23 protein-coding genes are annotated in these 25,065 nt (G+C 61.6%); 13 read left to right on the top strand and 10 right to left on the bottom strand.

Annotated elements, in window-relative coordinates; genetic code table 11:
• The first annotated feature begins 20 nt into the window (after positions 1–20).
• Entirely contained in the window at positions 21–1,232 is a 1,212-nt protein-coding gene (locus LG373_RS10290) for a 4Fe-4S binding protein (protein WP_225749731.1), read from the top strand.
• Between the two features lie 58 nt (positions 1,233–1,290).
• A complete protein-coding gene (locus LG373_RS10285) occupies positions 1,291–2,361 on the top strand; it encodes a low specificity L-threonine aldolase (protein ID WP_225749730.1) in 1,071 nt (356 codons plus the stop codon).
• A 161-nt stretch (positions 2,362–2,522) separates the two neighbouring features.
• Here LG373_RS10285 and LG373_RS10280 read toward each other — a convergent pair whose 3' ends face one another.
• Positions 2,523–3,707 (bottom strand): pyridoxal phosphate-dependent aminotransferase, encoded by a 1,185-nt coding sequence (locus LG373_RS10280; RefSeq protein WP_225749729.1) that lies wholly within the window; start codon positions 3,705–3,707, stop codon positions 2,523–2,525.
• Between the two features lie 291 nt (positions 3,708–3,998).
• Between LG373_RS10280 and LG373_RS10275 the strand changes: the two genes are divergently transcribed.
• On the top strand, positions 3,999–4,919 hold the full coding sequence (locus tag LG373_RS10275) for a DMT family transporter (protein WP_225749728.1): 921 nt from the start codon (positions 3,999–4,001) through the stop codon (positions 4,917–4,919).
• Here LG373_RS10275 and LG373_RS10270 read toward each other — a convergent pair.
• Positions 4,873–6,171: a hypothetical protein gene (locus LG373_RS10270; protein WP_225749727.1), complete on the bottom strand. Its 1,299-nt coding sequence runs from the start codon at positions 6,169–6,171 to the stop codon at positions 4,873–4,875. The genes LG373_RS10275 and LG373_RS10270 overlap by 47 nt on opposite strands.
• Before the next feature lie 1,318 nt (positions 6,172–7,489).
• Here LG373_RS10270 and LG373_RS10265 point away from each other — a divergent pair.
• Positions 7,490–8,659 (top strand): IS110 family transposase, encoded by a 1,170-nt coding sequence (locus LG373_RS10265; protein WP_225749726.1) that lies wholly within the window; start codon positions 7,490–7,492, stop codon positions 8,657–8,659.
• Between the two features lie 287 nt (positions 8,660–8,946).
• On the opposite strand, the gene LG373_RS10260 is transcribed toward LG373_RS10265, so the two are convergent.
• Positions 8,947–9,390, bottom strand: coding sequence for a universal stress protein (locus LG373_RS10260; RefSeq protein WP_216529980.1), 444 nt, complete (start codon positions 9,388–9,390; stop codon positions 8,947–8,949).
• A 63-nt stretch (positions 9,391–9,453) separates the two neighbouring features.
• Entirely contained in the window at positions 9,454–10,167 is a 714-nt protein-coding gene (locus tag LG373_RS10255) for a sulfite exporter TauE/SafE family protein (protein WP_114567306.1), read from the bottom strand.
• Between the two features lie 76 nt (positions 10,168–10,243).
• Between LG373_RS10255 and pxpB the strand changes: the two genes are divergently transcribed.
• The 6 genes from pxpB to LG373_RS10225 all read left to right on the top strand — a co-directional run bounded on the left by pxpB (position 10,244) and on the right by LG373_RS10225 (position 15,724).
• A complete protein-coding gene (pxpB, locus tag LG373_RS10250; RefSeq protein WP_225749725.1) occupies positions 10,244–10,972 on the top strand; it encodes a 5-oxoprolinase subunit PxpB in 729 nt (242 codons plus the stop codon).
• Between the two features lies 1 nt (position 10,973).
• Entirely contained in the window at positions 10,974–12,149 is a 1,176-nt protein-coding gene (locus tag LG373_RS10245; RefSeq protein ID WP_216529978.1) for a biotin-dependent carboxyltransferase family protein, read from the top strand.
• A gap of 26 nt (positions 12,150–12,175) precedes the next feature.
• Positions 12,176–12,646 (top strand): acetyl-CoA carboxylase biotin carboxyl carrier protein, encoded by a 471-nt coding sequence (gene accB, locus LG373_RS10240; RefSeq protein WP_114567309.1) that lies wholly within the window; start codon positions 12,176–12,178, stop codon positions 12,644–12,646.
• Positions 12,647–12,658: 12 nt separating this feature from the next.
• Positions 12,659–14,008: an acetyl-CoA carboxylase biotin carboxylase subunit gene (gene accC / locus LG373_RS10235; protein ID WP_114567310.1), complete on the top strand. Its 1,350-nt coding sequence runs from the start codon at positions 12,659–12,661 to the stop codon at positions 14,006–14,008.
• A 99-nt stretch (positions 14,009–14,107) separates the two neighbouring features.
• A complete protein-coding gene (locus LG373_RS10230; RefSeq protein WP_114567311.1) occupies positions 14,108–14,947 on the top strand; it encodes a putative hydro-lyase in 840 nt (279 codons plus the stop codon).
• 12 nt (positions 14,948–14,959) lie between these two features.
• Positions 14,960–15,724 (top strand): LamB/YcsF family protein, encoded by a 765-nt coding sequence (locus LG373_RS10225; protein ID WP_114567312.1) that lies wholly within the window; start codon positions 14,960–14,962, stop codon positions 15,722–15,724.
• Positions 15,725–15,804: 80 nt separating this feature from the next.
• Here LG373_RS10225 and LG373_RS10220 read toward each other — a convergent pair whose 3' ends face one another.
• Genes LG373_RS10220 through yedE form a run of 3 tightly spaced genes read right to left on the bottom strand, consistent with a single transcriptional unit; the run spans position 15,805 to position 17,439 of the window.
• A complete protein-coding gene (locus LG373_RS10220) occupies positions 15,805–16,041 on the bottom strand; it encodes a DUF3343 domain-containing protein (protein WP_114567313.1) in 237 nt (78 codons plus the stop codon).
• 13 nt (positions 16,042–16,054) lie between these two features.
• Positions 16,055–16,261 (bottom strand): sulfurtransferase TusA family protein, encoded by a 207-nt coding sequence (locus tag LG373_RS10215; protein WP_114567314.1) that lies wholly within the window; start codon positions 16,259–16,261, stop codon positions 16,055–16,057.
• Positions 16,262–16,278: 17 nt separating this feature from the next.
• Positions 16,279–17,439 (bottom strand): YedE family putative selenium transporter, encoded by a 1,161-nt coding sequence (yedE, locus tag LG373_RS10210; RefSeq protein ID WP_225749724.1) that lies wholly within the window; start codon positions 17,437–17,439, stop codon positions 16,279–16,281.
• Between yedE and LG373_RS10205 the strand changes: the two genes are divergently transcribed.
• Positions 17,422–17,706 (top strand): hypothetical protein, encoded by a 285-nt coding sequence (locus tag LG373_RS10205; RefSeq protein WP_147269873.1) that lies wholly within the window; start codon positions 17,422–17,424, stop codon positions 17,704–17,706. The two genes, yedE and LG373_RS10205, sit on opposite strands and share 18 nt — an antisense overlap.
• A 260-nt stretch (positions 17,707–17,966) precedes the next feature.
• Here the strand turns inward: LG373_RS10205 and LG373_RS10200 are convergent, their stop codons facing one another.
• The 3 genes from LG373_RS10200 to LG373_RS10190 form a co-directional block, all read right to left on the bottom strand.
• Positions 17,967–18,743, bottom strand: a complete 777-nt coding sequence (locus tag LG373_RS10200) for a carboxymuconolactone decarboxylase family protein (RefSeq protein WP_114567316.1) — start codon at positions 18,741–18,743, stop codon at positions 17,967–17,969.
• A 663-nt stretch (positions 18,744–19,406) separates the two neighbouring features.
• Positions 19,407–20,657 carry an Nramp family divalent metal transporter gene (locus tag LG373_RS10195; protein ID WP_114567317.1) on the bottom strand — a complete coding sequence of 417 codons (1,251 nt, stop codon included), beginning with the start codon at positions 20,655–20,657 and terminating at the stop codon, positions 19,407–19,409.
• A gap of 268 nt (positions 20,658–20,925) precedes the next feature.
• Positions 20,926–21,891, bottom strand: a complete 966-nt coding sequence (locus LG373_RS10190) for a helix-turn-helix transcriptional regulator (protein ID WP_225749791.1) — start codon at positions 21,889–21,891, stop codon at positions 20,926–20,928.
• A 379-nt stretch (positions 21,892–22,270) separates the two neighbouring features.
• Here LG373_RS10190 and arcA point away from each other — a divergent pair, with 379 nt between their 5' ends.
• Both arcA and LG373_RS10180 read left to right on the top strand, forming a co-directional pair.
• Entirely contained in the window at positions 22,271–23,488 is a 1,218-nt protein-coding gene (arcA, locus tag LG373_RS10185) for an arginine deiminase (RefSeq protein ID WP_114567318.1), read from the top strand.
• 101 nt (positions 23,489–23,589) lie between these two features.
• The gene (locus LG373_RS10180; RefSeq protein WP_114567319.1) at positions 23,590–25,026 is read left to right on the top strand and encodes a basic amino acid/polyamine antiporter; all 1,437 of its coding nucleotides are present in this window, start codon (positions 23,590–23,592) and stop codon (positions 25,024–25,026) included.
• Positions 25,027–25,065 lie beyond the last annotated feature (39 nt).

The raw sequence follows: 25,065 nt of genomic DNA, 5'->3' as shown, positions 1-25,065 counted from the left end.
GCAAGCAAGGGGGACGCGCCATGCCGAACGTTATAGATGTTGCGCAGCGGATTGTCGACCGGCCGCCACTGGCGGTGCTGACGAGCGGACGCTGCCTTTCCGAGCGCGACCTGCACGCCAGTTGCACGACCTGCGCTGACGCTTGCCCCACGGGAGCAGCACGCGTAGAAGCGGGAACCTGCGGCGCCAGGGAATACGAATCCATCGGCAAAGACGCCGCTTCCGGCCCGCGCATCGATCTGCAAAGCTGTGCGTACTGCGGAGCGTGCGTGACTGCCTGCCCCGTTGATGCGCTGATCGCAATCTCCCCGCACGATGACGACACGCTGCTCGCAGCGTGCGCAGCGGCGGGATCCGCCGCCCGAGAGCAAGCCCAAGCAGAGCAGCGTGCAGCGTGCGAATACGGCGAAGCGGACGATCCGCCGTTCGCCCCAAACCCCGCAACGATGGGATTCGCCTGCGTGCGCGGCGCAGAGAACCTGGGGCTCGACGTCGAACGCACCCTGATTCTTCCTTGCTTGGCCTGGGTGGACGCTGCACTCATCCTGCATGCTGCATGCGCTGGCGCACAGCGCGTTTTCCTCCTGAGCGCTCCTTGCGCCTCCTGCGAACATCGTCAGGCCGTGACGCGGCTTCCCCAGGCCGCCCTGGACGCCCAGCGCATCGCCCATATCTGGGGCATCGATCTAACAACATGCGCATGCGAGGAAGCCGAAAGCCTGGCGGACGCACAGAGCCCCGCCGGGCAGCTTTCGCGGCGCGATCTGCTTTCGCAGGCGCGCTCGACGTTGGCAGATGCGGCAGCCGAAGCGCTGCCAACCCCTGTAAAATCGCTGGTCAACCCGCACCGCGCCGCAACGGACCCCGAACCCGATCGCCGACGTTGGCAGTTGCTCGACGACCTGCACGGCTTCGGGCTGCCCGCCAACAACCCCGTTGTGCCGCGCAGCCTTGCACCGCGCTTGAGCATCGACGTCGACCACTGCTCGGGATGCACGCTGTGCGCCCAGTTCTGCCCCACCGGCGCGCTGCGCAAGGCCGGCAAGGCGGCGGGCGGCGGCACGGTGCTCGAATTCGACGCTCCCCTTTGCCGCGATTGCGGGGTCTGCGCCGAAACTTGCCGCTACGGTGCGCTATCATGCGAGGAAACCCTAACGGCAACCGAGCTGTTCGCGCTCGAGCCGCATCGGATCATCGTCCCGAAAAGACGCGTACTGCCAAGTCGCCGCTGAACTGCGGAACGGGCAAAGCCGTGCGCTCTCCCAGCAAGAAAGGACCCGAACGCACGCCATGCTTCACTTCGACAGCGATTACATGGAGGGGGCTCACCCGGCCATCCTCGAACGTCTTGCAGCCACCAACCTCGACCAAACGCCCGGCTACGGCACCGACAACTACTGCGCAGCGGCGCGCGACCTGGTGCGAACCGCTTGCAACGCACCCGAAGCATCGGTGCACTTCCTGGTTGGGGGCACGCAGACGAACGCAGTGGCGCTCGACCAGCTGCTGCGCCCCTGGGAAGGCGTGATCTCGGCCGACACCGGACACATCCACACGCATGAAGCAGGCGCCGTGGAAGCCTGCGGCCACAAGGTGCTCGCGCTGCCGCACCATAACGGCAAGCTGCATGCCAACGACGTGCGCAACCTGTGCGAGACGTACTGGAACGACGCCAACCACGAGCACATGGTAGCGCCGGGCGTGGTGTACGTATCGCACCCCACCGAGTACGGCACGGTGTACGCCTTGCCCGAGCTGGAAGACCTTGCCGCCGTGTGCCACGACTTCGGCATGCGCCTGTTCTTGGACGGCGCGCGCCTTGGCTACGGGCTGGCCGCCGTTGGATCGGACGTCACCCTGCGCGATATCGCGCGCCTGTGCGACGCGTTCTACATCGGCGGGACCAAGGTGGGAGCGCTGTTCGGAGAAGCCGTCGTGTTCTCGCGCCCGGCATCCCAGGAGAACCTGGCCGCGTTCGGGCATCCGCTGGACGAGCGCTTCTTCACGCTGGTCAAGAAGCGCGGGGCCCTGCTGGCGAAGGGGCGCGTGCTGGGCATTCAGTTCGCTACGCTCTTCGAGGAGGACAAGGACGAGCTTCGCTACGAAGCGATGGGGCGCCACGCCGTCGATCTGGCGCAGCGCATCGCCCAAGGATTCCGCAGCAAGGGCTACCAGCTAGCCATCGATTCACCCACGAACCAGCAGTTCGTAATCCTCGACGACGCCACGCGCGATCGCCTGGCACGCGACGTCTCGTTCGGATTCTGGGAGCGCACGCCCGACGGTCGCACCGTCGTTCGCTTCGCAACCAGCTGGGCAACCAGGCCCGAAGCCGTAGACCAGCTGCTGGAACTGCTGTAAGAAGGGGGGCGCTCCGAGACGAATCCTCGCCCCGGAGCGCCCCCTGAAGATCGGAAGACGAAACAAGCGCCGCTGCGCTTCGATGCCAACGGAACACGACGGCATTCGCCAGCATCGAAAAACCCGGCAAGCCGAAGCTTCACCAAGCTGCACGACAGGTCCTAGCCGTGATACGACTCCATGAGCGCCTTGAACGCCGGCATGCTGTTCACGATGGTTTCGCGCGCGATGCAATAGCTGATGCGCACCCAGCCGCCCACGCCGAAGCTGTCGGACGGCACGATCAGCAGCTCGTGCTCCTTGGCGCGATCGCTGAACGCCTGCGCATCGTCTTCCAGCGCGCGCACCCACAGGTAGAACGCGCCCTGCGGCTCCACGTATTCGTACCCCAGCGCGCTCAGGCCGTCGGTCAGAAGCTTGCGGTTCTCGGCATACGCCTCCACGTCGCTCGGCTGGTCCACGCATGCGGCAATCACGCGCTGGAACAGCACCGGAGCGCAAATGTAGCCGAGCGCGCGACCCGCCCCGGCCACGGCGGCGAACACGCGGTCCGCGTCGTCCATGGCGTCGGACACGAACACGTACCCGATGCGCTCGCCCGGAAGCGAAAGCGACTTCGAGTACGAATAGCACACGATGGTGCGCGCGTACAAAGACGGCACGTAGGGGACCTCGATGCCCTCGTAGACGATTTCGCGGTAGGGCTCGTCGCTGATCAGGAACAGCTCGCGACCCAGTTCAGCCTCTTTCTCGGTCAGGAGCTTCGCAAGCGCCTCCAGGTTCGCGCGCGAGTACACGGCGCCCACGGGGTTGTTCGGCGTGTTGATGATAACGGCGCTGGTCTTGGGGCCGATGGCCGCCGCCAAGGCATCGATGTCAAGCTGAAAATCGGGCACGTGCGCGGGAACCTCTACGCACGCGCAGCCAGCCGTTTCGATCCACACCTTGTATTCCGGGAAGAAGGGGCTGATCACGATAACCTCGTCACCCGGCTGCGTGACGGCCGACAGGGATATGGCGATGGAGGCCGCCGCGCCCACGGTCATGTAAATGTGCTCAGCCGAAGCGGGCACGTCGAAGCGGCGGCGGATGCTCTCGGCGATGGTGGCGCGCACCTCGGGCACGCCGGCGGCAGGCGAGTAGCCATGAAGCGACACGGCTGGCTGATCGAGCAGTTCGAGCGCAGCCTGCTTCACCGCGTCGGGCGCGGGGACGCTCGGGTTTCCAATGCTGAAGTCGAACACGTTGTCGGCGCCGATTTCAGCCTTGCGCACCAGCCCGTACGCGAACAGCTCGCGAATCGCCGACGGCTCGTTCCCCAGCCCGTACATCCTCTCGTTCACCATGACGTCATCACTTCCCTTGTCTCGCATTGTTTTCGGACAAGAGTAGCACAACGTCATGCGCGCGAGGCGTCTTCGCACGCAAACGGCAGGTCATCGATGCGCGGAGCTTCACGTGCAAACCGGCTGCACTGCACGCACGCTCGAAAAGCAGCCTTCCTCCAACAGCGCCGCTTTCGCTTCCGCAACCAAACCAGCCCTGAAACAAGTCCGACCGTTCCGGCGGCAATCCGAAACGCGCTTGCGAGCGATGCGCGCTTTCGCATCCGATGAAGTCGTGTCACACTAACGCGTATGAAATCTTCGTACGTGAAACTCATCGCCTCGCTGATCCTATTCGGCTCGAACGGCATCATTGCCGCCCACATCACGCTGCCAAGCGATGCCATCGTTTTGCTGCGCACCCTTATAGGGAGCGCTTTGATGGTGTGCGTCCTGATTGCCGCCCGACGCTTGCCCGCCTGCTTGCCCAAAGGAGCCGACCTTGTGTACCTGGCAGCGTCAGGCGCAGCCATGGGTGCAAGCTGGATTTTTCTGTACGAGGCGTATCGCCTGGTAGGCGTTGGAATCTCGTCGCTCGCCTATTACTGCGCTCCCATTATGGTAATGATACTTTCCCCGTTTCTCTTCAAGGAACGGCTTACGTTTTCCAACGTGGTAGGATTCTGCACCGTGCTTGTTGGAGCCGTCTTGGTGAACGCGCAAACGCTTGACGGCGGCGGTTCCGCTTGGGGCATGTTCTGCGGATGGATGTCGGCTATCATGCACGCCGCCATGGTGATCTTCAGCAAGAAAGCCGACCGCGTGGACGGCGTCGCAAGCTCCGCCCTTCAACTGGTGACCAGCTTCTTTCTTGTGCTTTTGTTCATGGCTTGGAAAGGCGATCTGGGATTTCGCATAGCACCCGATGAATGGGGTTGGATTCTTACGTTGGGCTTGATCAACACAGGGCTCGGGTGCTACCTGTACTTTTCTTCTTTCGGCGGCGTTTCCGCGCAAACCGTAGCGGTGCTGGGCTACCTCGAGCCGCTTTCTGCCGTGATTCTAGCCGCCGCCTTGCTGCACGAATCGCTCGCGCCCATCCAGGTTGTCGGCGGTGCGCTCATCTTGGGAGGCGCGCTGTTCAGCGAAAGCTTCGCACGCGCTCGGCTCAAGTCGCGTCCCTCAATCACTCGCGCTGCCCCGGCTCTTCGAAAGCCGCCTCGCCAAGGCTGACGATCTTTTCACGCAGCTCCGGGCATGCTTGGAACACGAACGCTCGTCCCCGCTGCTCCCGTACAAGGTACCGCTTCTGCTCAAGCTCCAGAAAATCGCCCCGAGCCGTTGCATACGCCACACGAAACGTACGCTGATGAGGCCCGATGCGCAACAGGGCGTCGGGTTCTTTGCACAAGGTCGCAAGAATGGAGCGCTGACGGTAATTCAAATCGGCGCCGAACATGCGGCCGATCAGGTCGCTAAGCCGCTGGAACTGCTCGACCGACGCTTCCAGTTTGTCAAGTTCCGCCAAGTACAGCTTGACGTACGTGGAGAAATAGGACGTGAAGTCGAAACCGAACCCGTAATCGACCGACCAGTTGGTAAACAGCGCTTTCATGCGCGGCGTGTTCAACTCCCCGAAGGGGTAGTATCCCACGGGAAGCCAGCTCAGCACCGGATAGCCCCACTTGATGGCCATGATGTTCCTGAGCAAAACGCCCACCAGCGAGTTCAGGCAGGGAAACACGTCGAAGTTCCAAAAGAACCAGGACACGTTGATTATGCGCAGCACGGGACCAAACCGGAACTCGTCGTCGTCAAGCCGGGCGCGGCGGCATACGGCGTCGATCGCGGCTGCCGAGGTGGGCGGCGCAATGCGCTCGTCAAGCGGGCACACTTCGCCCCTGCGCGGCACGTTGCGAACGTCGACCCCTTCGGTTAATCGATAGTACAGCGTTTCGACCAGTCCGTACGTGATATCGCGCTCGGCAAGCAGGTCGGCGTCGCTGCTCACTTCAAAGTAGTTGCTGATCACACGGTCAAGATCACTGCGCAGCGGACCGCCTAGGAATATCTCGTGTATCCGATCGTCGGATACCTGCGCGCCCTCCGTTTCCAGAACCCGAGCCAGCGTGCGCTCGATGTAGCGCGTGACAAACGGAGATCCTTTCAAGGACGCAAGCGCCTTGTCCAGCGGAAAGCCCGCCATGCACCGCATCTCCAACATCTTCGAGTCGAAGGCCATGGCGCTTGTGGTTATGAACCAGCAATCGGCCTCGCGATACGGATCGTCGGGAACGAATATGGCAACCTGCTTGCGAATGGCAGTCAAGATCAACCAAATCTCGTCTTTCGTGTACCCCTCCGGGAGCTCGTATTGATCGAGATCTTCGAACAGCAGCAACCCTCTGTCGATAACGCTGCGCAGTCGATAGAAGCATTCGTTGTTCATAAGCTCTACGATATCCTCGGTCGCACATCGTCCCATGCCGCCTCCATCCGGTTGCTATCAACTTGAAGCAACTATACTATCAATTATCAATATAGTAAGTATCAATTTTTTATATATTGATAATCAGTAGCCAAGGAACTATAGTATATGCAAGGCGGGAACGTTGGAAACACCCATTCGTTGCCGTTGGCACCTCCTTGTATGGGCTGTTTTCATAAATTCCAGCCTGAGCGGATCCGCGACAATCCGCGCTCCAAGAAGCCCCGCCTTTAAACAGGACCCTTGCCAGGGTCCTGTTCTTTTTGGCAGCACGTCTCTTCGCCGTTGGACCCCATTGACATACGTTTGACCGCACCCGAGAAAAGGTTCGACCTAGAACGCGTGCCGTCTTGGGCGAATATCAGAGTGGGGTTTTCGCAAGTTGAATTCCGGTTTGCGCGCCTTGCGAGAAGGATGCCCAAATCGCGCCCGGTCAACTTGATGTCGCTTGATTCCGATTTGGCGCTCCTCAAGCGCAAGGCCCTCTAGCAAACAGCATTTGACCAAGCGAGAAGCTTTCGCTGCAAAACCGATTCCGCCGAACGCAGGCAAGCGGCGGGCGTGCGAAGCGGATATGGGAGCGGGTTCGCGCGGGACGCGGGTTTGCACGGGGAGCGGATCCGTGCGGAGGAGCGGGTTCGTGCGCGAACGCCGCGCATCCGAGCGCAGGCCGACCCACCCCGGAAAACCGCCCGTTCATGGCCTTCGTCAACTGGCGGACGACCGACGCGGCCCTCGACCATGCGCCGACGGCAATTTAGCAGCGGGCATGCCTCCACTTGGCACGAAATCGCGGGCCTGTGCTCTCTAAAACGCACCTTAAATAATAGACCGGTTCACTAGAGTTTTCCCACCTGCTCTTTTGATGCAAGTGCTCAAAATCATGCGCGCGCGGAAGCCTTCGTGGAGCGCAGAGCCGCGATTTTGGGGCACGTTTGGGGGGAGGCACGCCTCGGGGCACGCTTGGGAGAGCATGCCTCGGGGCACGCCTCGAAAGCGCTCCGCACATGCCCCGGGGCGCGTTCCAGGCACGCGCCCCCATTACAGTTAGACCTGGCTCTGCCGGGTCTTTTCTTTTCCAGCTCGATCCGCAAGCGGATTACGATGAAGCAGACCCTGCGGGGTTGCTGGCCGACCCGCCCCGGATGGCCCTTCGTCCCTGCCTCTCGCGAAGGCCCGGGGGGTGTTGCCACCGGGGACGGGCGCCGCGGCGAAGGCTGATAGAAACCTGCCGGCCCGAAAGGGCGCGGCTCTGTAATGTGGGTGCCGAAGCTGCGGCCCGCGCGGTCAGCCAACATGCCGAAAGGATAGCATCATGGAGGCCGCAAGGACAATCTGCATCGGATTCGACGTGGGCAAGGCGGCGCATCGGGCGTGCGCCGTCTCCCGGGCGTCCGGGGAGATACTCTTCAACAAGGCGCTTGAGAACAGGGAGGGCCCCATAGACGAGACGCTCGCGCTCGCGGGCGAAGGGGCGCTCGTCGTCGTCGACCAGAAGCGCAACATCGGGGCCCTCGTGCTCGAGCGCGCGAGGGCCGCGGGCATGGAGGTCGCCTACCTGCCGGGCCTGGCGATGAAGCGCGCCCGGGACATGTTCCCCGGTGCCGCCAAGACCGACGAGATAGACGCCGAGGTCATCGCGCGCACCGCCATCGGGATGCCGTGGTGCCTGCGGCCCGTGGCCGAGGACGCCGGCAGCGGCGCCGAGACAAGGCTGCTCGCATCGCAGCGGCGCTTCCTGACGAAATGCTCCACGCAGTCGAAGAACCGCCTGCGCTCGGCGCTGCTCGAGGTCGACCCCGCCTTCGAGGCGGCCGTCGACCTGGGGGCGGCGTGGCAGGTGGGCGTCCTGTCCAGGTTCGGGGGCGCCCCCGGCATAGCCGCGGCGGGCAGGAAGGGCTACCGCACCTTCGCCGTGAAGAAGTCGGGGGCGCCCGAGGCGGCGGCCGACGGGCTTTGGGACGCGGCCCTGGCTTCGGCGAAGTCGGGCAGGCCGCACACGGCCGCGGAGGACGCGGCGGTGAGGATGCTCGCCGAGCGGATAGAGGAAGACCTCGCCAGGGCGGCATCCGTCAGGGAGTCCATGGACGCGCTGCTCGCCGGCGACGCCGTGTACCGGGCGCTGCTCACCGTTCCGGGCATCGGCCCGAAGACCGCCTCGGCGCTCGTCGCCGGAGTCGACATCGGCCTGTTTTCGAGCCACGACAAGCTGGCGTCTTTTACCGGGCTCGCCCCGAGCAACAGGCAGTCGGGCACCTCTCTGGACTCGGCGTCGTCGTCGAAGACCGGCAACAAGGAGCTCAAGAACCTGCTCGTCTTCTCCTGCAACTCCCTCGTCGGCACTGACAACGAGTTCGGCCGCTACTACGATGCGTGCCGCGCGCGGGGAATGCGGCACAACAAGGCCCTCAAAGCCGTGGCGCGAAAGAGGCTGAAGGTCATCTTCGCCGTCATGCGGGACGCCCGCCCGTACGTCCGAGCCTAGTCCTCGGCCGAATCGCCGAAGAAGAGCCCTGCCGCCGGGGTTTGCGCGAGCATGCCCGAATCAAACGGCCCGATCCCGAAAAAGCAATTGACAAAACCATAGAAACACCCCCCAAACGTTTCGGGTTCTTGGCATCCCAGCAAAAGCGCCGCCCACACGGACGGCGCTTGAAACACGATGCAACCCATCACGCACGCAACCTAGCGCGCACGGCCCCAACCTGCAAGCTCCAAGCGCGTGCCGAAGCAGCAACGCCCGAGCCGTCGCACGCTCAAGCCCAAGCAAGTCTAGTCTTGCTTGACCACCAAAACGTCGCAACGCATGTTGCGAATCAGGAACGTGGACACGCTGCCCACGAACACGTACTTGATGTTGGACAGGCCGCGTTCTCCGCATATAACCAGATCGGGGTCTGCCGGCTCGATCAGCTGCTTCGCCAGCGTGTCGGTAATGCGTCCCGCGCGCACGGTCAAGTCGACCGACGGGATGTTCTCGTTCGCCTGGGCCTCTGCCAGCAAATCGGCCAAATCAGCCTCGATGCGCTTCTTGCCCTCAACGCACAGCGCTTCGAAGTCAACGCCCGAAGCCTCGTACGGAACCGAATCGATAACATGACCGAACATCAGATCGGCGTGGTTGTCCGCCGCGAGCGCTATTGCACGCTGGGCCACTGCCTCCTGCGTCGACGCCCCGTCGAGCGCCGCAAAAATACGCGTGTACCGCTGTGCCATGACCGCTCCTTCCCTACTGTTGCCGTGCCTTTATTGTAACCCAATTCCAACTCGGCGGCGAAACTACGAAGTTATCAGGAGGATGACACCTATGCACAGCAGCATGACGTACGTAAGCTTGAGAAACTTTTCCTGGCTGATTTTCTTTTGCAGCTTGTTGCCCAAGAAGGTGGCGAGCACGGCCAACGGGATGCACAGCACGATAATCTGCAACACGTCCCCGGTGAAATTCCCCTGTTGAAACGCAATGCCAGCATAGATGAGATTGAGGATCGTCCACGTAGCCGAAAGCGTGATGCGGAACTGCTGACGATCGCGCAGCTTCTGCACGGCGTAGATAACCAGCAGCGCACCGCCCGACACGAACATGCCCTGAATAAGCCCCGCAAGCGCCAGGATAATCCACAAGGCCCACTCCGGCATGAACTTCTGCTGGGGAACAATCAGGTTCTTCAGGCCGATCGCAATGACAACCACGCCGTATATCTTCAGCAGCACGTGAAGCGGCATAAGCGTGTCCAGCCAAATGCCCACGAACATGAACACCACCATAACGCCGATGATCTTGCCCAGTTCGCGCCAGTTCACGCTCTTCAGGTTCAAAACGGTCAGCAACCCGCACGCGAAAAAGCCCATGGCGTTGAGAATCGCCACGGTGGAGTGCAGCCCCAACAGCGTGGTGCCCACCGGCATCGCGAAGATATTGCCCGCGAATCCCGTAATAGCCTGAACGGTGTAGGCGAAGAAGAACGCCGCCAAGAAGAGCGCTTTTTCCATATATGCTACAATCAATCCTTATTCATAACGACCCAGCGTACCAGTGTAGCATCTACACGCCAAGGAATGGACGAGCATGGCGGGATTCACCATCACCATCGCGGGAGACTCGGCCCTTAACCTCGAGTTCGCAAAAACGATTTCGGCGGAAACCAGCGCCAAGATTCGCATGGCTGCGGAAAACCTTACGGCCGACCCCATCGCGGGCGTCACCGAGCTGGTGCCTACGTTTTGCTCGCTTATGGTGTACTACAACCCCTTGATCGTTACGTTCGATGAGCTTTCCGCGAAGCTGCGGGGCAAGCTGCGCGACGTGGAAGAAGCTGATTTGAGCGTGCGTAAGATCGTCCCCATCCCCGTGTGCTACGGAGGGGAATTCGGCCCCGACCTGGCAAATGTGGCAGAGCATGCAGGCATGTCCGAAGAAGAAGTCATCGCCATACACACCGGGCGCGACTACCTTATAGATATGCTGGGCTTTCTTCCTGGCTTCGCCTATTTGGGCGGCTTGGACGAACGCCTGCACACGCCGCGCCTAGCCGTTCCCCGTACGCGCATCGAGCCGGGCAGCGTGGGCATCGGCGGCGCTCAAACGGGCATTTACCCGCTGGCTTCGCCGGGCGGCTGGCAGATCATCGGCCGCACGCCGCTGCGTCCCTACGACCCCGACCGCGAGGATCCCATTCTGTACGCTGCGGGAGAATACCTGCGATTCGTGCCCATAACGCCCGAAGAGTACACCGCCATAGAGGCACGGCTCGCCGCCGGCACGTACTCGTACGGCATTTTCGTGGAAGGCGAGTAACATGGGTCTTGTCGTGAAAAAACCCGGCGTCATCACCACCGTTCAAGACAACGGCCGCTTCGGATACCAAGGCAGCGGGTTCGCCACGAACGGCGTCATGGATCGCCGAGCATACGCCATCGCCAACCTGCTTGTGGAAAACGACCCCGACGCCCCCGTGCTGGAGTTCGCGCTCGCAGGCCCCACGGTGCGCTTCACCACGAACTCAATCATAGCCATCACAGGCGGCGATTTCTCCCCCACGTTGGACAGCAAGCCGATTCCCATGTACGCGGCAATCACGGTGCGTCGCGGCTCCATACTGCGGTTCAAAGCACCCCGAACCGGCTGCTACGGCTACCTGGCCATTGCCGGAGGAAGCGTGCGCGTACCTGAGATCATGGGCAGCCGCTCGACCAATCTCAAGTGCGAGCTGGGCGGATGGCGCGGAGGCGCGCTGACTACCGGGGACTACCTGCCCTTCACCACGAAAAGCGTGGACTTCCTGCCGAACCTCGGGTCCCATCGCATCGACAACGATGACGAGTTCTACCAGTTCGATCAAGACGAAATCGTGGTACGCGTGGTGCCCGGACCGCAAGAGGATATGTTTGCCGACGAAGGAATCGAAACCTTTTACAGCCAGCCGTTCACCACCACGACGAAATGTGACCGCATGGGCTACCGCCTGGACGGTCCCGTTATCAAGACGAAGCACGGCTCGGACATCGTGTCCGACGGCATCGCCCTTGGCGCCGTGCAGGTTCCGTCGCACGGCAGGCCCATCATCATGTTGGCCGACCGGCAGACCACCGGCGGATACGCCAAAATAGGCACGGTGGCCACGGTGGACATACCCCGGCTCGTGCAGCGACCCCCGGGACGCAAAATCCGCTTCGAGCCCATCTCCGTCCAGGAAGCGCAGCGCTTGCTGCGCGACGAAGCCCACCTGTTCGAAGCGCTGGCACTCAAGGTGCGCCGACCAAGCGCCGACGGCATATCGCCCCGTCGAACGGCGCGGAGGCTTACCCCCATCTTGGAAGAGCAAGCGCGCAAATCGCAGGCCGACACCTTGTGGATCGACCGCGCCGATCGCGCTGAACGCGTCGGAAACCGCAACGTTTTAGGAACCGTACGCACGTCGAACGACGAGAAGATCGCAACACCGGAAACCACCGCCCACCGCACGACGGTATGAGCGAACGAGAGATACGAGGAGACGTCATGAACACGAAAGCCATCGAAGAGCTGATCGCCATTATGGACAAGGCCGAGCTCACGGCCCTGCGCGTTGACGACGGCGACCTGAAGATCGAGCTCGAGCGCAACCACGGGCCGCTCTCGTCCACCGCTTTGCCGCTCATGGCCGATCGCGTCAGCGCCCTGTTGGCCGGAAAAACCGAAAGCCACGAAGCCGCAGCCGTGGATGCCAGCGACGACGATCATTCCATCCTGGTGCGCAGCCCCATGGTGGGCATGTTCTACCTTGCCCCCAGCCCGGACGAGGATCCGTTCGTGAAGGTGGGCCAGGAAGTGCTGTCCGGCCAAACGCTGGCCATCGTCGAGGCCATGAAGATGATGAACGAGATCACCACGCCCGCACCCGGCATCGTGATGGAAGTGCTTGCCGCAAACGGCTCCCAAGTTGAATACGATCAGCCGCTGTTCCGCATCGCCACCGGCGACCACGCCTAAGGCGGCCCGCTCATGTTCGAGAAGATCCTCATCGCCAACCGCGGCGAGATCGCGGTTCGCATCATCCGCGCATGCCGTGCCATGGGCATCAAGACAGTGGCCGTGTACTCCACCGCCGACAAGCACTCGCTTCACGTGTACCTTGCCGACGAGAGCGTGTGCATCGGCCCGCCGGCCGCGCGCGACTCTTACCTGAACATCGCGGCCATCCTGTCGGCGGCGAAAGGCACGGGCGCGCAAGCCATCCACCCGGGCTACGGATTCCTGTCCGAAAACTCCACGTTCGCCAAGCTCTGCCGCGAAAACGACATCGTGTTCATAGGCCCGGCCCCCGAGGTCATCGACCGCATGGGCAATAAAAGCCAAGCGCGCAAGACCATGATGGAAGCGGGCGTCCCGGTGGTCCCCGGAACGAAGGAACCGGTGCACCACCCGGAAGAAGCCCTGGTCATAGCCCGCGAAATTGGCTGGCCCATCATGATCAAGGCATCGTCGGGCGGCGGCGGGAAGGGCATGCGCGTCAGCTTGTCCGAAACGGACTTCGCCGAGCAGTTCAACATCGCACAGCGCGAGAGCGTGGGCGCGTTCGGGGACAACACCATGTACCTGGAGCGCTGCGTCATGAACCCGCGGCATGTCGAGGTGCAGGTGATCGCCGATACGCACGGCACCGTGGTGGCGCTGGGAGAGCGTGATTGCTCCGTGCAGCGCAATCACCAAAAGATGATCGAGGAAAGCCCTTCGCCCGTTATGACGGACGAGGTCCGCAGCGAAATGCTGGCCGCAGCAGTGCGCGCCGCGCAAGCCGTGGGGTACTCGTCGGCGGGCACCATCGAATTTTTGCTGGATGACCAGCTGAATTACTACTTCATGGAAATGAACACGCGCATTCAGGTGGAGCATCCCGTAACCGAAATGGTCACGGGGACCGACCTGGTGCAGGAGATGATTCGCGTGGCGGCGGGCGACCCGCTCACGTTCACGCAGGACGACATCACCTATCGCGGGCACGCCATCGAGTGCCGCGTGAACGCCGAGGAACCCGAGCGCGGCTTCCTGCCTTCCCCCGGCGTCATATCGCAGATGCACCTGCCCGGCGGCAACGGCGTGCGCGTGGACACGGCGGCGTACGACGGCTACGACGTGTCGCCCTACTACGATTCGATGATCGCGAAAATTATCGTGCACGGACGCGACCGCACCGAAGCCATCGCCAAAATGCGCACCGCCCTTGAGGAAATGGTGGTCGTGGGCGTGAAGACGAACCTGGACTTCCAGTACGCCATCATGGAGAACGAGACGTTCGCCGCCGGCACGGCCGACACCAGCTTCATCGAGCGCTTCATGAAGGGCGAGGTTTGATTCACGGACGGAGCTTCGTTTAGCAACGTCGAACGCGAAATCGAGAAGCTCTTTCGTCATCTTGGACAAGACCGCAGCTACCAAGAAGGGAGTTCTACCATGCTGAATGCTCCGCAACCCGCCAAACCCGAAGGCGTTGCCGAGGACGTTTGGGCGCAGATGCTTGCCGCATCGCCCGTTGAAGCGCGGCGCCTCATCCGAACCGGCCAGTTCACAGCGCCGACCAGCGGTCTATGCCCCGGATACGCGCAGGCGAACCTCATCGTGCTGCCGAAAGAGCAAGCTTACGACTTCCTGCTGTTCGCGCAGCGCAACCCCAAGCCGTGCCCGCTTCTCGAAGTGACCGAGGTGGGTGCGCGCGAGGCCACCATCTGCGCCACCGACTGCGACATCGCCACCGACTTCCCGCGCTACCGCATTTACGAGCACGGCAAGCTGGTGGCCGAAGTGGAGAACGTCCAGGATTACTGGCGCGACGATCTGGTGTCGTTCGTCATCGGCTGCTCGTTCTCGTTCGAAAGCGAGCTCATCGAGGCCGGCATCGAGATTCGGCACAACACCATGGGCTGCAACGTGCCCATGTACCTGACCGGCGTGCCGTGCACGCCCGCCGGCAGCATGTCCGGCAACATGGTCATGTCGATGCGCCCCATCCCCTACAACCAGGTGGTGAAGGCGGTGCAGATCTCCGGCGCCATCCCGAAAGTGCACGGCGCGCCCATCCACATCGGCGACCCCACCGCCATCGGCGTGAACGACATCATGCGCCCCGAGTTCGGCGATCCGGTGGAAATCCGCGAGGGCGAAGTTCCCGTGTTCTGGGCATGCGGCGTCACGCCTCAGTCCATCGTGATGAACAGCAAGCCGCCCTTCGCCATCACGCACGCACCGGGCTGCATGCTGATCACCGACACGAAGAACATCAACCTGAAAGAGTAAGAAGGCAGGCTTATGTACCGAATCGACCTCAACAGCGACCTGGGCGAAAGCTTCGGACGCTACACGCTGGGACTGGACGACCAGATCATTCCGCTTGTTTCAAGCGCGAACGTCGCGTGCGGACAGCATGCAGGCGACCCGATGGTCATGCGCAAGACGGTCGGCATGGCAAAGGACGCCGGCATCGCCATCGGCGCGCATCCGGGCTACCCCGATCTGCAAGGTTTCGGTCGCCGCGACATGAACCTGTCGCCCGACGAGGCGTACGCGTACATGGTGTACCAAATCGGCGCGCTTCAAGCGTTCTGCCAGGCGCAAGGCGTGCAGCTTGCGCACGTCAAACCGCACGGGCAGCTCTACAATCATGCGGCCATCAACCCCGACTTAGCTGCCGCGCTGGCGCAAGCGGTCTTCGACGTGAATCCGAACCTGGTTCTGGTCGGGCTGGCGAACAGCGCGCTCGTTGACGCGGGCCGCAAGCAAGGGCTGATCACGGCCGAAGAGTTCTTCACCGACCGCAACTACACCGACGAGGGCAAGCTGGTCAACCGCAACGATCCCGCTGCGCTCATTCGCGATGAAGAGCAGGCTATCGAGCGCGTGAAGAACGCCATTCGAGACGGGGCCATCCTTTCGGTAACGGGAAAGCTGATCGATCTGCACCCCGACACCATCTGCGTGCACGGAGACTCCCCCACCGCCCTCGCGTTCGTCAGCCGCACGCGCAGCGCGCTCGAAGAGGACGGCATCGTCATCAAGCCGGTCGGCGCGCAATAACACGGCAAAGCGAATCAGGGGAGGATGCGAATCAATCGCGACCTCCCCTGATGCATCAACGCCGACTTGCGGCCACAGCCCTACAGCTCCATGCTATGCAGGCCGTCGAAATCTATGCGCTCGGCCTCCAGCACGTGGCGCAGCGCCTGACCGTTGCATGCGGGCTCCCGCCAGGCCAGACCGCAGCCCGCAGATAGCTGGCGCGGTATGGGAATCAACCGACCCTGCAAACCGCGTCGCCTTCCCGCTTGCTCCATCGCCATCGCATCCGTCGTGGTTCCGAACGCAACCACAAGAACCGGGGATTTCGTCCGCATGCCAACCTCGCCGTCACTCGATCACGATGGCGAAATCGTCGCCGATCTGCTCGACCGCGGCCGTCTTCTTTTTCCTGCGCGCCATTGCCATCACGTTGTCGCGCGCGATAGCCGTGCTCACCAGCACGCGAACCGATTGCCCGGAGTGCGCTTTCACGGCTTGCATGGCCATCATCACCGGTTCCGGGCACGAAAGGCCCCGCGCGTCCACTTCGATCATAGTTGCTCCCTTCGTGTCTAGTTCGCCGCTGCGGCGGATGCGTCCTCAACGCTTGCCGATGCCGACGACGCCGCAATGCCCGCGCTCTTCTGTTTGCTGCGCAGGTTGACTGCGCCAATCACGAACAGCACGGCAATGCACCCTACCAGCACGATCTGCCCCGCCAGCGCAGGACCGCCCGCCACAGCTGCGGCTTCCGCCGTAGCCGCCGAAGCCGCCGCGCCAGCCAAGCCGAAGTTGTGGGCGAACGCCGCGCCGATCAGCATGCCCAAAAACGTGACGGCGGCATCGCATGACCCCTGACCCGCCAGCGTCATCTGGCGCAGCGGGCAGCCGCCGGCGAGCACCGCCGCGAATCCAACGGCATACAGGCCCAGAATATTCCACAGATGCTGGGAATGAGCGATGGGCTGACCCTCGAAACTAAGCTTGAAATTGCCTGTGACCAGGTTGTATACAAGCATGACCACAAACAATCCCGCAATGGGAAGCAGCAGGTCGAAATCCCGCATGAGCATGACGTTGCGCACACCGCCCGCAAAGCAAATGCGCGCCTTCTGCGCCAACATGCCCACAACAAGCGAAGCAGCCAGCGCAATGAGCACGGGGGCGTGCTTGCTGCCGGGCCCCGTCTCGCTGGCGGCGAACACACCCGCGGTCAACCCGATGATCATCAGCGCGGCCAGCACAAGGGGGAGCACGGCGCCTGCGGACTTGTTCGTGTCGCGCTCCCGCCCCAGCGAATACCCCTTCTTCAGAAACAGCGTTCCCGTCGTAATGCCCAACACCAAGCCGATCAGGCCCACGTAAGCGTTCAGGTCGCCCGCGGCCATGCGAATGACCATGCGCAGCGGACAGCCAAGAAACACCAGCGCGCCGATCATCATGATGAACCCCAAGACGAAACGGATCATCGGGGACGACCCCGCGGTGGAGCGGTACTCCTTCGTGGCCAGGGCGATCACGAACGCGCCCACCACCAAGCCCACCACTTCGGGGCGGAAATACTGCACGACGGATGCGCTGTGCAGCTTCAACGCGCCAGCCGTATCGCGAATGAAGCACGCCGCGCACATGGCCATGTTCGCCGGATTCCCGAAGTAAGCAAGCAACGCGAGCATGGCCCCTGCAACCACCCCCACGGCAAGCAGGCCTTTCTTTTGATTCAGCAGATCCATAACAACACCTTTCCCTTCAAAACCGCGCACCCGTTTCGACCTGCGCGCAAACGCTACGCAAGCGAAAAACCGCGCGACAGCACGCTTCCAATCGAAGGCGGCGCAAAGCGCGCCCTTACATTGGAAGGTGCGGATTGTTCGACAGCAAGCAGCGGTGCAGAACGCACGGGGCGCAGCAGACAAGCGACCCGTCGGCTTCCCTCGAAGCCTATTCAATTAGCAATATATGAGCCGCTCTTGGTGCAGAAGGTCGAGCCGGCAGAATAGCCCGACCGTCCAAGAAGGCAACCAAGACTATACGCGATCGAAGAGATGAGGTGCAAGAATTTGGGATCAGCGGCCTCAACGCTGCGAGCAGCGGGGCATTGAGGACCGCGCCCGACCTAGCCGCCAACAAACAAGCGGAGGCCCCGCGCAGAAAGAGCGCGAAGCCTCCGTCGAAAGCCAGCCCGGTCGAACAAGAACGACCTATTTCGCAGCCAAAGTTAGCGGGAATGCGCACTTCGCGCTCCCGCACAATACGAAACCTACGCGTCAGCATCCTCAAACGTGCCAGCAGCGCGTTCCACGCAGCGAAGCGCATCCAGAACAAGCGGGTATCCGATGTAGGGAACGCATTGCGCCAGGACGCTGACCAGGAACCCTGCGTCGTTCCCCAAACGCATGTTGGCTCGCGCGTGACCGGTCAACTGCTCGTCATGGCCCCCTTGCGCAGCAAGAAAGCAAAAGGCGACCATCTCGCGCTGAGCATCGTCAAGACCGGTGCGCGTATAGCAATCTCCGAAGCAATGGGATTCCACCCAGCCGTCGATGCGAGCCGCATCCGCATATCCCGACGCAACCGTTCCTACCGCATCAGCCCCGAACAACTCGGCCTTCTTCTTGGCGCCAGCTTCCGCACGCGTAGCCATCGTGGTTGTAGCCTGGCCCTCAAGCGGCAGGGAAACCAGACGATGCTCCAGCAGTTCGTTGGTCGCATGCAAAAACGGAAGCGCGCACCCAAGCCCCAGATACGGAACAGCCTGGTAGACGATTTCCTTCACCTCAACAGGGGTAACTCCCACGTTAAACGCACCCTTGGCCATAGCCTGAAAAGCCTCGATGCCCCGGCACCCCACAAGCGCCGCCAGAATAGCCATCAGCCTTGTCTTGTCGTCAAGGTTGTCGCTTGCCGGAACCTCTCCGAAAGCGAATGCGTCGAAACGCTCCTGAAACTCCGGGTCGGTGACGGAAAACGGCGAGTCGAATCCAGGGAAAAGACGGTTGCGGTAAGCGTGCGCTTGCTCGACGATGTTCGATTCCATACTTGCTCCTTCGGTCGTTGAGACACTATGCTCTTGTTTCGCGCTCATAATACCCTGCCGAAAGAGGGCTTGGTCAACTGTTATCCAAAACGAAACATACCAATGCCATAGGGGCGCATGCACCATCTGGGAAAAGCACCTTGACGAACCCGGGCGAACCCGCGCGCCAATCCTTGCACGGCGACAGGCCGAAACCAGCGTCGTCCGGTCGGCTGCGTTTCGAGGCGTCTCGCTCGCGTCCGAGCGAGGCAGAAGCCCCCCAACGCCGAAAATCCCCGAAAGCGCCGGCGGAACCACGCGAAGCGGGCCATCCGGGGCCGCTTCGGCAACAGTTCGACAGCCCACGACGCAAAACTTGGCGCGAAATTGCGGGTCTGCGCTCCCCAACCGACCCATCAGCCGCAGTTGTTTTGAGCACTTGCATCAACATGCCAGGTCATCGAAACGCAACGAATTCGACGGTTGCCGAAGGCTCTTGGCCGAGAGCGCAGACCCGCAATTTCGCGCCAAAGCCTGCACCGCACGCATCGAGCCCGGCGCGCGACCGCATAACGAGCAGCGTTCTTCCCGTGCGCCTCACGCCCAGAGCAGGTCGCGAGCCCGAAAACGCAACGCGCCCGCCAAGAGGGCGGGCGCGCGTAACTCAAGCAACAGGGGAAGGCGTTAGCCGCCGATAAGCTTCTGAAGCGACGCCAAGAAGCTCGACATGTTGCGATAGCACATGAACAGCGTGATGACGATGATGACCACGCCCGCGCAGTTCGCGAACACGTGGTTCTTCCACTTGCCCAGATCCTTGCCGTTAGCGCAGTACAGCACGAAGAACGCCATAATGGGAAGCAGAATGGCGTTTGCGGCCTGCGCAACCAGGATAAGCTCGGTCGGGCTCTTGCCCAGCACGATGGCCATGCAGCAACCAGCCACCAGCACGATAATCCAGATAGCCTTGAAGCGGATATCCTTGGTCGTCTTCTTCCAACCCAGAACGCCGTTCACCGCATACGCAGCAGAGAACGAAGCCGTGATGGCGCTGGAGAAGCCGGCGGCCAGCAGGCCCAGGCCGATCATCCACGTAGCCCACGAGCCGAGCAAAGGCTGCAGCGCAAGCGCCATGTCCTTGCCGTTGGCCACGGTTGCCTCGGTGCCGTAGATGTTCGCGGCGGCGCAAATCAGAATCGCCATGGAAATGATGCCGCCCAGGCCGATGCTCAAAACGGTGTCGAAACGAGCGTCGGATACCTGCTCCGGATCCTTGAAGCGCTCGGAAGCGCCGGACGCGTGCAAGAACAGGTTGTACGGCACGATGGTGGTTCCAATCAGGCCCACTGCCGTCAGGATGCCCTTCGAGCCTTCTTCCGGAAGCGTGGGGACGAACAGGCCCGTCGCAATGGCGCCCCAATCCGGGCTGGAAGCAAGAGCCGTCACAAAGAACACGACGCCCATGAACACGACGATAGCCGTGAGGATAACCTCGACCACCTTGTACGAGCCGATCCACATGGCGGCGAACGCCAAAATACCCAGAACCACAACGATGGGGATCATCGGAACATCAGGCGCAACAGCCTGAATGCCCAAAATACCGCCCGTGATGTTGCCTGTTTCGTAAGCAATGTTGCCCACGAAAATGGCGATGATAACAATCACGATCGCAATCCACATCAAAATCTTGTTCGGAATACGATCGCGGATGTTTTCACCCAAACCCTTACCCGAAACAATACCAACGCGCGACGCCATCTCCTGGAAGATAATGGTCGCAACGGTGGCGAACAGCAGTGCCCACAGCATGGTGTAGCCATAGCTTGCTCCGGAAACCGTGCACGTCGTAACCGTGCCGGGACCGATAAAGCCGGCGGCAACCAGTGCGCCCGGGCCGACGTTCTTGAACTTCTGAACCAGCGTACTGCTCATACCCACTCCTTTCTTAGCCCTTAAAGCAACGATATGCCTGCAGCAGACATGCCGTCCCCCCGGCACGTCCGATTCCATTACGGGCCTTCTAGGCCTGCAACTGGCATAATGACCGATTTACTTTAGCAGATTAAAGCGTGCGAGTATACAGCGAAGCGGCACGCGGGCAAGGCAATCGGCATGAGACGGAAAAGCGTGATTGCCGGCCCGTTTTCAGGTCAGCCGCCCAAAACGAGTCGCCGAATCAACCCACCGCTGCCGTCTCGCCCTACGACGTCTTCCAGAAATCCTGGATCAAATCTTGGCGGTTGGTGCGGCCCGTTTTCTGCAAGATGTTGTGCACGTGCACCTTCACCGTGCTCAGCGCCACGTGCATCGTGGACGCGATGTTCTGGTTGTCCTTCCCCAGCAACACCAGGTGTAGGACCTCGCTCTCGCGCTCGGAAAGCTGATGGCGCTTCGCGTACAGCATAAGGTTCTCGCTGATCTGCTCGTCTTGCCGCTGATCGCCGCGCATCGGCGGACGATCGAAGCGAAGCTGCAAAACCCGGCGCGCATCCCTTCCTGCAAAGAACGCGCAGCTCATCAGCAACGCCTCTTCCGCATAGTTGCGCTCAGCCGAAAACGTGATGGGACCCAGCTGAATCACAGGCTCGTTCAGCAGCATGAAGAAGGTCATGTCCTCCAACAGCACAGCCGTGTTCAGAACCGCCACCATCACGTACAGCCACCGATGCTTCCACAGGCGGCTGCGCTCGACATCGTCCTTCGACGAGAAGTAGCGAAACCCCGTGAACAGCAGCATCCAGAACACGAACAGCTCGCGCATGCCGTAGAACAAGAAACGCTGCAAGTCGCCCTCGGGCAGCGCCACCAGCACCGCCACGCTCATCACCGCGAACACAACCCCCGGAGCCACCAAAAGCGCGCGCCTTGTTTCCCCCAGGTAGTCGCACACCAAAAACCAAAACGAGACAAGGAACCCGCCGCCCGTAATAACATTGGTCAGCGATCGTATAACTAGATAGATTTGACCCTGCTCGGAGCCAAGGACATACGAGACAAACTCGTCCTGAAAGACGAACTCGACGTCGAAGAAATAGAACAGAAACGCGAAAAAGGCGAACAGCATCAACCGCTTGCGCGAAACCAAGTACGCCGAAAGACACATGGCCGAAGCAAGGATCGATATCAACAACACAATAAGGGTGACATGGAAGAGCACGAGACCCACAGGCAACTACCTTCCCTTCCGTTCAGTTCTCTCGCATTGTCGGGAACCAGCTCCCATGATACAGCAACGCCTTGCGTTTAGGGCGGCATTACCCTCTCTTTGGCAACCTTAGGAAGAAAAATGGTCAGGATATATCAATCGAGCGACCACCTGGGGTTTATCGAAGGTGTAGGGCGGCTTGCAGCACGAGTACACCCTCTATCCATCTATCGGTACACCCCCTTTACATCTTTTCTTCACAACCTCCAGGGCGCATGGTGGAGCCAACGCGCCGAGGTATCGCCGCCGAGGCGCGAACTTGGCGAAGATAGCCTCACGTGAGGCACGGCAGGCCCCGGCAAGACGCCGGGGCCCGACGAAAGGAAGAAGGAGGGTTGCAATGGCTGGAGTAAACGTCAAAAGCGAAATCAAGCCTTTGAAGCAAGTCCTGCTGCACCGCCCGGGTAAAGAGCTTCTGAACCTGACGCCGAACACGCTCGAAGAGCTGCTGTTCGACGACATCCCGTTCTTGAAGGTCGCCCAGGAGGAGCACGACGCCTTCGCGCAGGCTCTGCGCGACAACGGCGTTGAAGTGTTCTACCTCGAAGATCTTATGGCCGAGGTTCTGGAGGCCGATCCCGCGCTGCGCGAGCAGTTCCTGAAGCAGTGGATCGAAGAGGCCGGCATCCGCACGGAGCGCTACCAGAAGATCATCTTCGACTACCTGCAGGAGAACTACCCCGATGCCAAGGACTTCGTCCTGAAGACCATGGAGGGCATCAACCTTACCGAGCTGCACACCGACAAGTCGAACTCCCTGGTTGACCTGGTTTCCGAGTCTTCCAAGATGGTCGTCAAGCCCATGCCGAACCTGTACTTCACCCGCGACCCGTTCGCGATGATCGGCAACGGCGTGTCCATCAACCGCATGTACTCCGAGACGCGCAACCGCGAGACCATCTACGGCGAGTACATCTTCAAGTACCATCCCATGCTGAAGGGCACCCCCGAGTACTACAGCCGCTACAACACGTTCCACATCGAGGGCGGCGACATTCTCAACATCAACGATAAGGTTCTGGCCATCGGCATCTCCCAGCGTACGGAGCCCGACGCCATCGACCAGATCGCTAAGAACATCTTCCATGACGAGACCAGCCCCGTCGAGACCATCCTGGCGTTCAACATCCCGAACAACCGCGCCATGATGCACCTCGACACGGTGTTCACCCAGATCGACGTGGACAAGTTCACCATCCATCCGGGCATCATGGGCCCGCTGACCGTGTTCGAGATCACCCCCGAGGGCGACGGCATCAAGGTCCGCGAGATGAACGACACGCTCGAGGCCATCCTCGAGAAGTACGTCGGCTGCCCTGTTGAGCTCATCCCCTGCGGCGGCGGCGACCGCATCGCGGCCGAGCGCGAGCAGTGGAACGACGGCTCGAACACGCTGTGCATCGCTCCGGGCACCATCGTGGTGTACGAGCGCAACGACGTGACGAACAAGGTGCTTGAGGACAAGGGCCTCAACCTGGTCGTCGTGCCTTCCGCCGAGCTGTCCCGCGGCCGTGGCGGCCCGCGCTGCATGAGCATGCCCATCTGGCGCGAAGACTAATCTTTACCCCCTCCATCAGCCCCGGTCCCCACACGCGAACGAGAACCGGGGCTGATGTATGCAGGGCACAGTTACCCCCCTCGGACGAGCAAGGAGAATCAATGGAAGAAAAGAAGAAGGGCATCAGCCTGTTTGGGCTGATTGGCATGGTCGTCAGCTCGTGTATCGGCTCGGGCGTTTTCGCTTTGACCGGCCAGCTTTCCCAGGTCGCCTCCCCCGGCGGCGCGCTGGTGGCATGGCTTGTGGTCGGCATCGGCTTTCTGCTGCTGGCGCTCTCGCTGAACAACCTGGTGGCAAAGCGCCCCGACCTGCACGGCATTTTCACGTACGCAAGCGAGGGCTTCGGCCCCCTGGCGGGATTCCTTTCCGGCTGGGGCTACTGGCTTTCCGCTTGGCTTGGCAACGTGGCCTTCGCAACGATGATGATGTCCACGGTGGGATACTTCTATCCCGATTTCCTTCCGGGAAACACCGTACCTTGCATCCTCATCGCCTCGGTGGTCATGTGGCTGCTCACGCTGCTGGTTATCCGCGGCGTTGAAAGCGCATCGTTCTTGAACGCCATCGTCATGGTGTGCAAGGTTGCCTCCATCGGCATCTTCATCCTGTTTGCCCTGTTCATGTTTAACGCCGGCGTGTTCACCGCCGACTTCTGGGGCACGCTGTACAACAACGCCGTCGCCGCAGGCGAATACGGCGCCACGGCCGTGGGCCTGGGCGGCATCGGCGAGCAGGTCATGAACTGCATGATCATCATGATGTGGGTGTTCATCGGCATCGAGGGCGCTGCCGTGGTGTCCTCTCGCGCCGAAAAGAAGAGCGACGCCGGCAAGGCCACCGTTATCGGCCTGGTCTGCCTGCTGGTTATCTACATTGGCGCGTCCGTGCTTCCGTACGGCTACCTTCCCTACACGGAAATCGCCGCCATGGACAAGCCCGCCATGCTGTACGTGTTCGACAAAATGGCTCCGGGCTGGGGCGGCGCGTTCATCTCCATCGCCATCATCATCAGCGTTCTGGGTTCTTGGCTTTCCTTCACCATTCTGCCGGCTGAAACCACCAGCGAAATGGCCGAGCACAAGCTGCTCCCGGCTGGCTGGGGCAAGCTGAACGACAAGGGCGCTCCGCAGTTCAGCCTTCTGCTGGTGGCCGTGTGCACCCAGGTGTTCATGATCATCACCATCTTCAGCCAGGACGCCTACAACTTCGCGTTCAGCATGTGCACGGTGGCCATCGTGGTCACCTGGGCGCTGGCCTCCGCGTTCCAGTGCAAGCACTCCGCGGAAAAGAAGGAGTGGGGCCAGTTCGCCATCGGCGCCATCGCCACCGTGTTCCTGGTGGTGGGCTGCCTCTACAACGGCTGGAGCTTCCTGCTTCTGACCTGCGTCGGCTACATCCCCGGCTTCTTCGTGTTCGCCGCTGCGCGCAAGCAGCAGGGCGTCGGTCTCAAGAAGTCCGAGATCGTTGGCATGGGCGTTATCGCTGCCCTGGGCGTTGCCTCCCTGGTCATGGTGGGCATGGGCATCATCTCCATCTAACCGCACCCGCCCCGCAAGCATCCGGGCGCACCGGATTCG

This window comes from Paraeggerthella sp. Marseille-Q4926 (genome assembly GCF_916618935.1).
In the GTDB taxonomy this organism is placed as follows: Bacteria; Actinomycetota; Coriobacteriia; order Coriobacteriales; family Eggerthellaceae; genus Paraeggerthella; species Paraeggerthella hominis.
This window is presented reverse-complemented; position numbering and strand designations above follow the sequence as displayed.

Excerpts from the sequence above, each read along its gene's own strand:
- LG373_RS10290 (WP_225749731.1), top strand. The coding sequence starts at position 21 with ATGCCGAACGTTATAGATGTTGCGCAGCGGATTGTCGACCGGCCGCCA.
- LG373_RS10285 (WP_225749730.1), top strand. The coding sequence starts at position 1,291 with ATGCTTCACTTCGACAGCGATTACATGGAGGGGGCTCACCCGGCCATC.
- LG373_RS10280 (WP_225749729.1), bottom strand. The coding sequence starts at position 3,707 with ATGGTGAACGAGAGGATGTACGGGCTGGGGAACGAGCCGTCGGCGATT.
- LG373_RS10275 (WP_225749728.1), top strand. The coding sequence starts at position 3,999 with ATGAAATCTTCGTACGTGAAACTCATCGCCTCGCTGATCCTATTCGGC.
- LG373_RS10270 (WP_225749727.1), bottom strand. The coding sequence starts at position 6,171 with ATGGGACGATGTGCGACCGAGGATATCGTAGAGCTTATGAACAACGAA.
- LG373_RS10265 (WP_225749726.1), top strand. The coding sequence starts at position 7,490 with ATGGAGGCCGCAAGGACAATCTGCATCGGATTCGACGTGGGCAAGGCG.
- LG373_RS10260 (WP_216529980.1), bottom strand. The coding sequence starts at position 9,390 with ATGGCACAGCGGTACACGCGTATTTTTGCGGCGCTCGACGGGGCGTCG.
- LG373_RS10255 (WP_114567306.1), bottom strand. The coding sequence starts at position 10,167 with ATGGAAAAAGCGCTCTTCTTGGCGGCGTTCTTCTTCGCCTACACCGTT.
- pxpB (WP_225749725.1), top strand. The coding sequence starts at position 10,244 with ATGGCGGGATTCACCATCACCATCGCGGGAGACTCGGCCCTTAACCTC.
- LG373_RS10245 (WP_216529978.1), top strand. The coding sequence starts at position 10,974 with ATGGGTCTTGTCGTGAAAAAACCCGGCGTCATCACCACCGTTCAAGAC.
- accB (WP_114567309.1), top strand. The coding sequence starts at position 12,176 with ATGAACACGAAAGCCATCGAAGAGCTGATCGCCATTATGGACAAGGCC.
- accC (WP_114567310.1), top strand. The coding sequence starts at position 12,659 with ATGTTCGAGAAGATCCTCATCGCCAACCGCGGCGAGATCGCGGTTCGC.
- LG373_RS10230 (WP_114567311.1), top strand. The coding sequence starts at position 14,108 with ATGCTGAATGCTCCGCAACCCGCCAAACCCGAAGGCGTTGCCGAGGAC.
- LG373_RS10225 (WP_114567312.1), top strand. The coding sequence starts at position 14,960 with ATGTACCGAATCGACCTCAACAGCGACCTGGGCGAAAGCTTCGGACGC.
- LG373_RS10220 (WP_114567313.1), bottom strand. The coding sequence starts at position 16,041 with ATGCGGACGAAATCCCCGGTTCTTGTGGTTGCGTTCGGAACCACGACG.
- LG373_RS10215 (WP_114567314.1), bottom strand. The coding sequence starts at position 16,261 with ATGATCGAAGTGGACGCGCGGGGCCTTTCGTGCCCGGAACCGGTGATG.
- yedE (WP_225749724.1), bottom strand. The coding sequence starts at position 17,439 with ATGGATCTGCTGAATCAAAAGAAAGGCCTGCTTGCCGTGGGGGTGGTT.
- LG373_RS10200 (WP_114567316.1), bottom strand. The coding sequence starts at position 18,743 with ATGGAATCGAACATCGTCGAGCAAGCGCACGCTTACCGCAACCGTCTT.
- LG373_RS10195 (WP_114567317.1), bottom strand. The coding sequence starts at position 20,657 with ATGAGCAGTACGCTGGTTCAGAAGTTCAAGAACGTCGGCCCGGGCGCA.
- arcA (WP_114567318.1), top strand. The coding sequence starts at position 22,271 with ATGGCTGGAGTAAACGTCAAAAGCGAAATCAAGCCTTTGAAGCAAGTC.
- LG373_RS10180 (WP_114567319.1), top strand. The coding sequence starts at position 23,590 with ATGGAAGAAAAGAAGAAGGGCATCAGCCTGTTTGGGCTGATTGGCATG.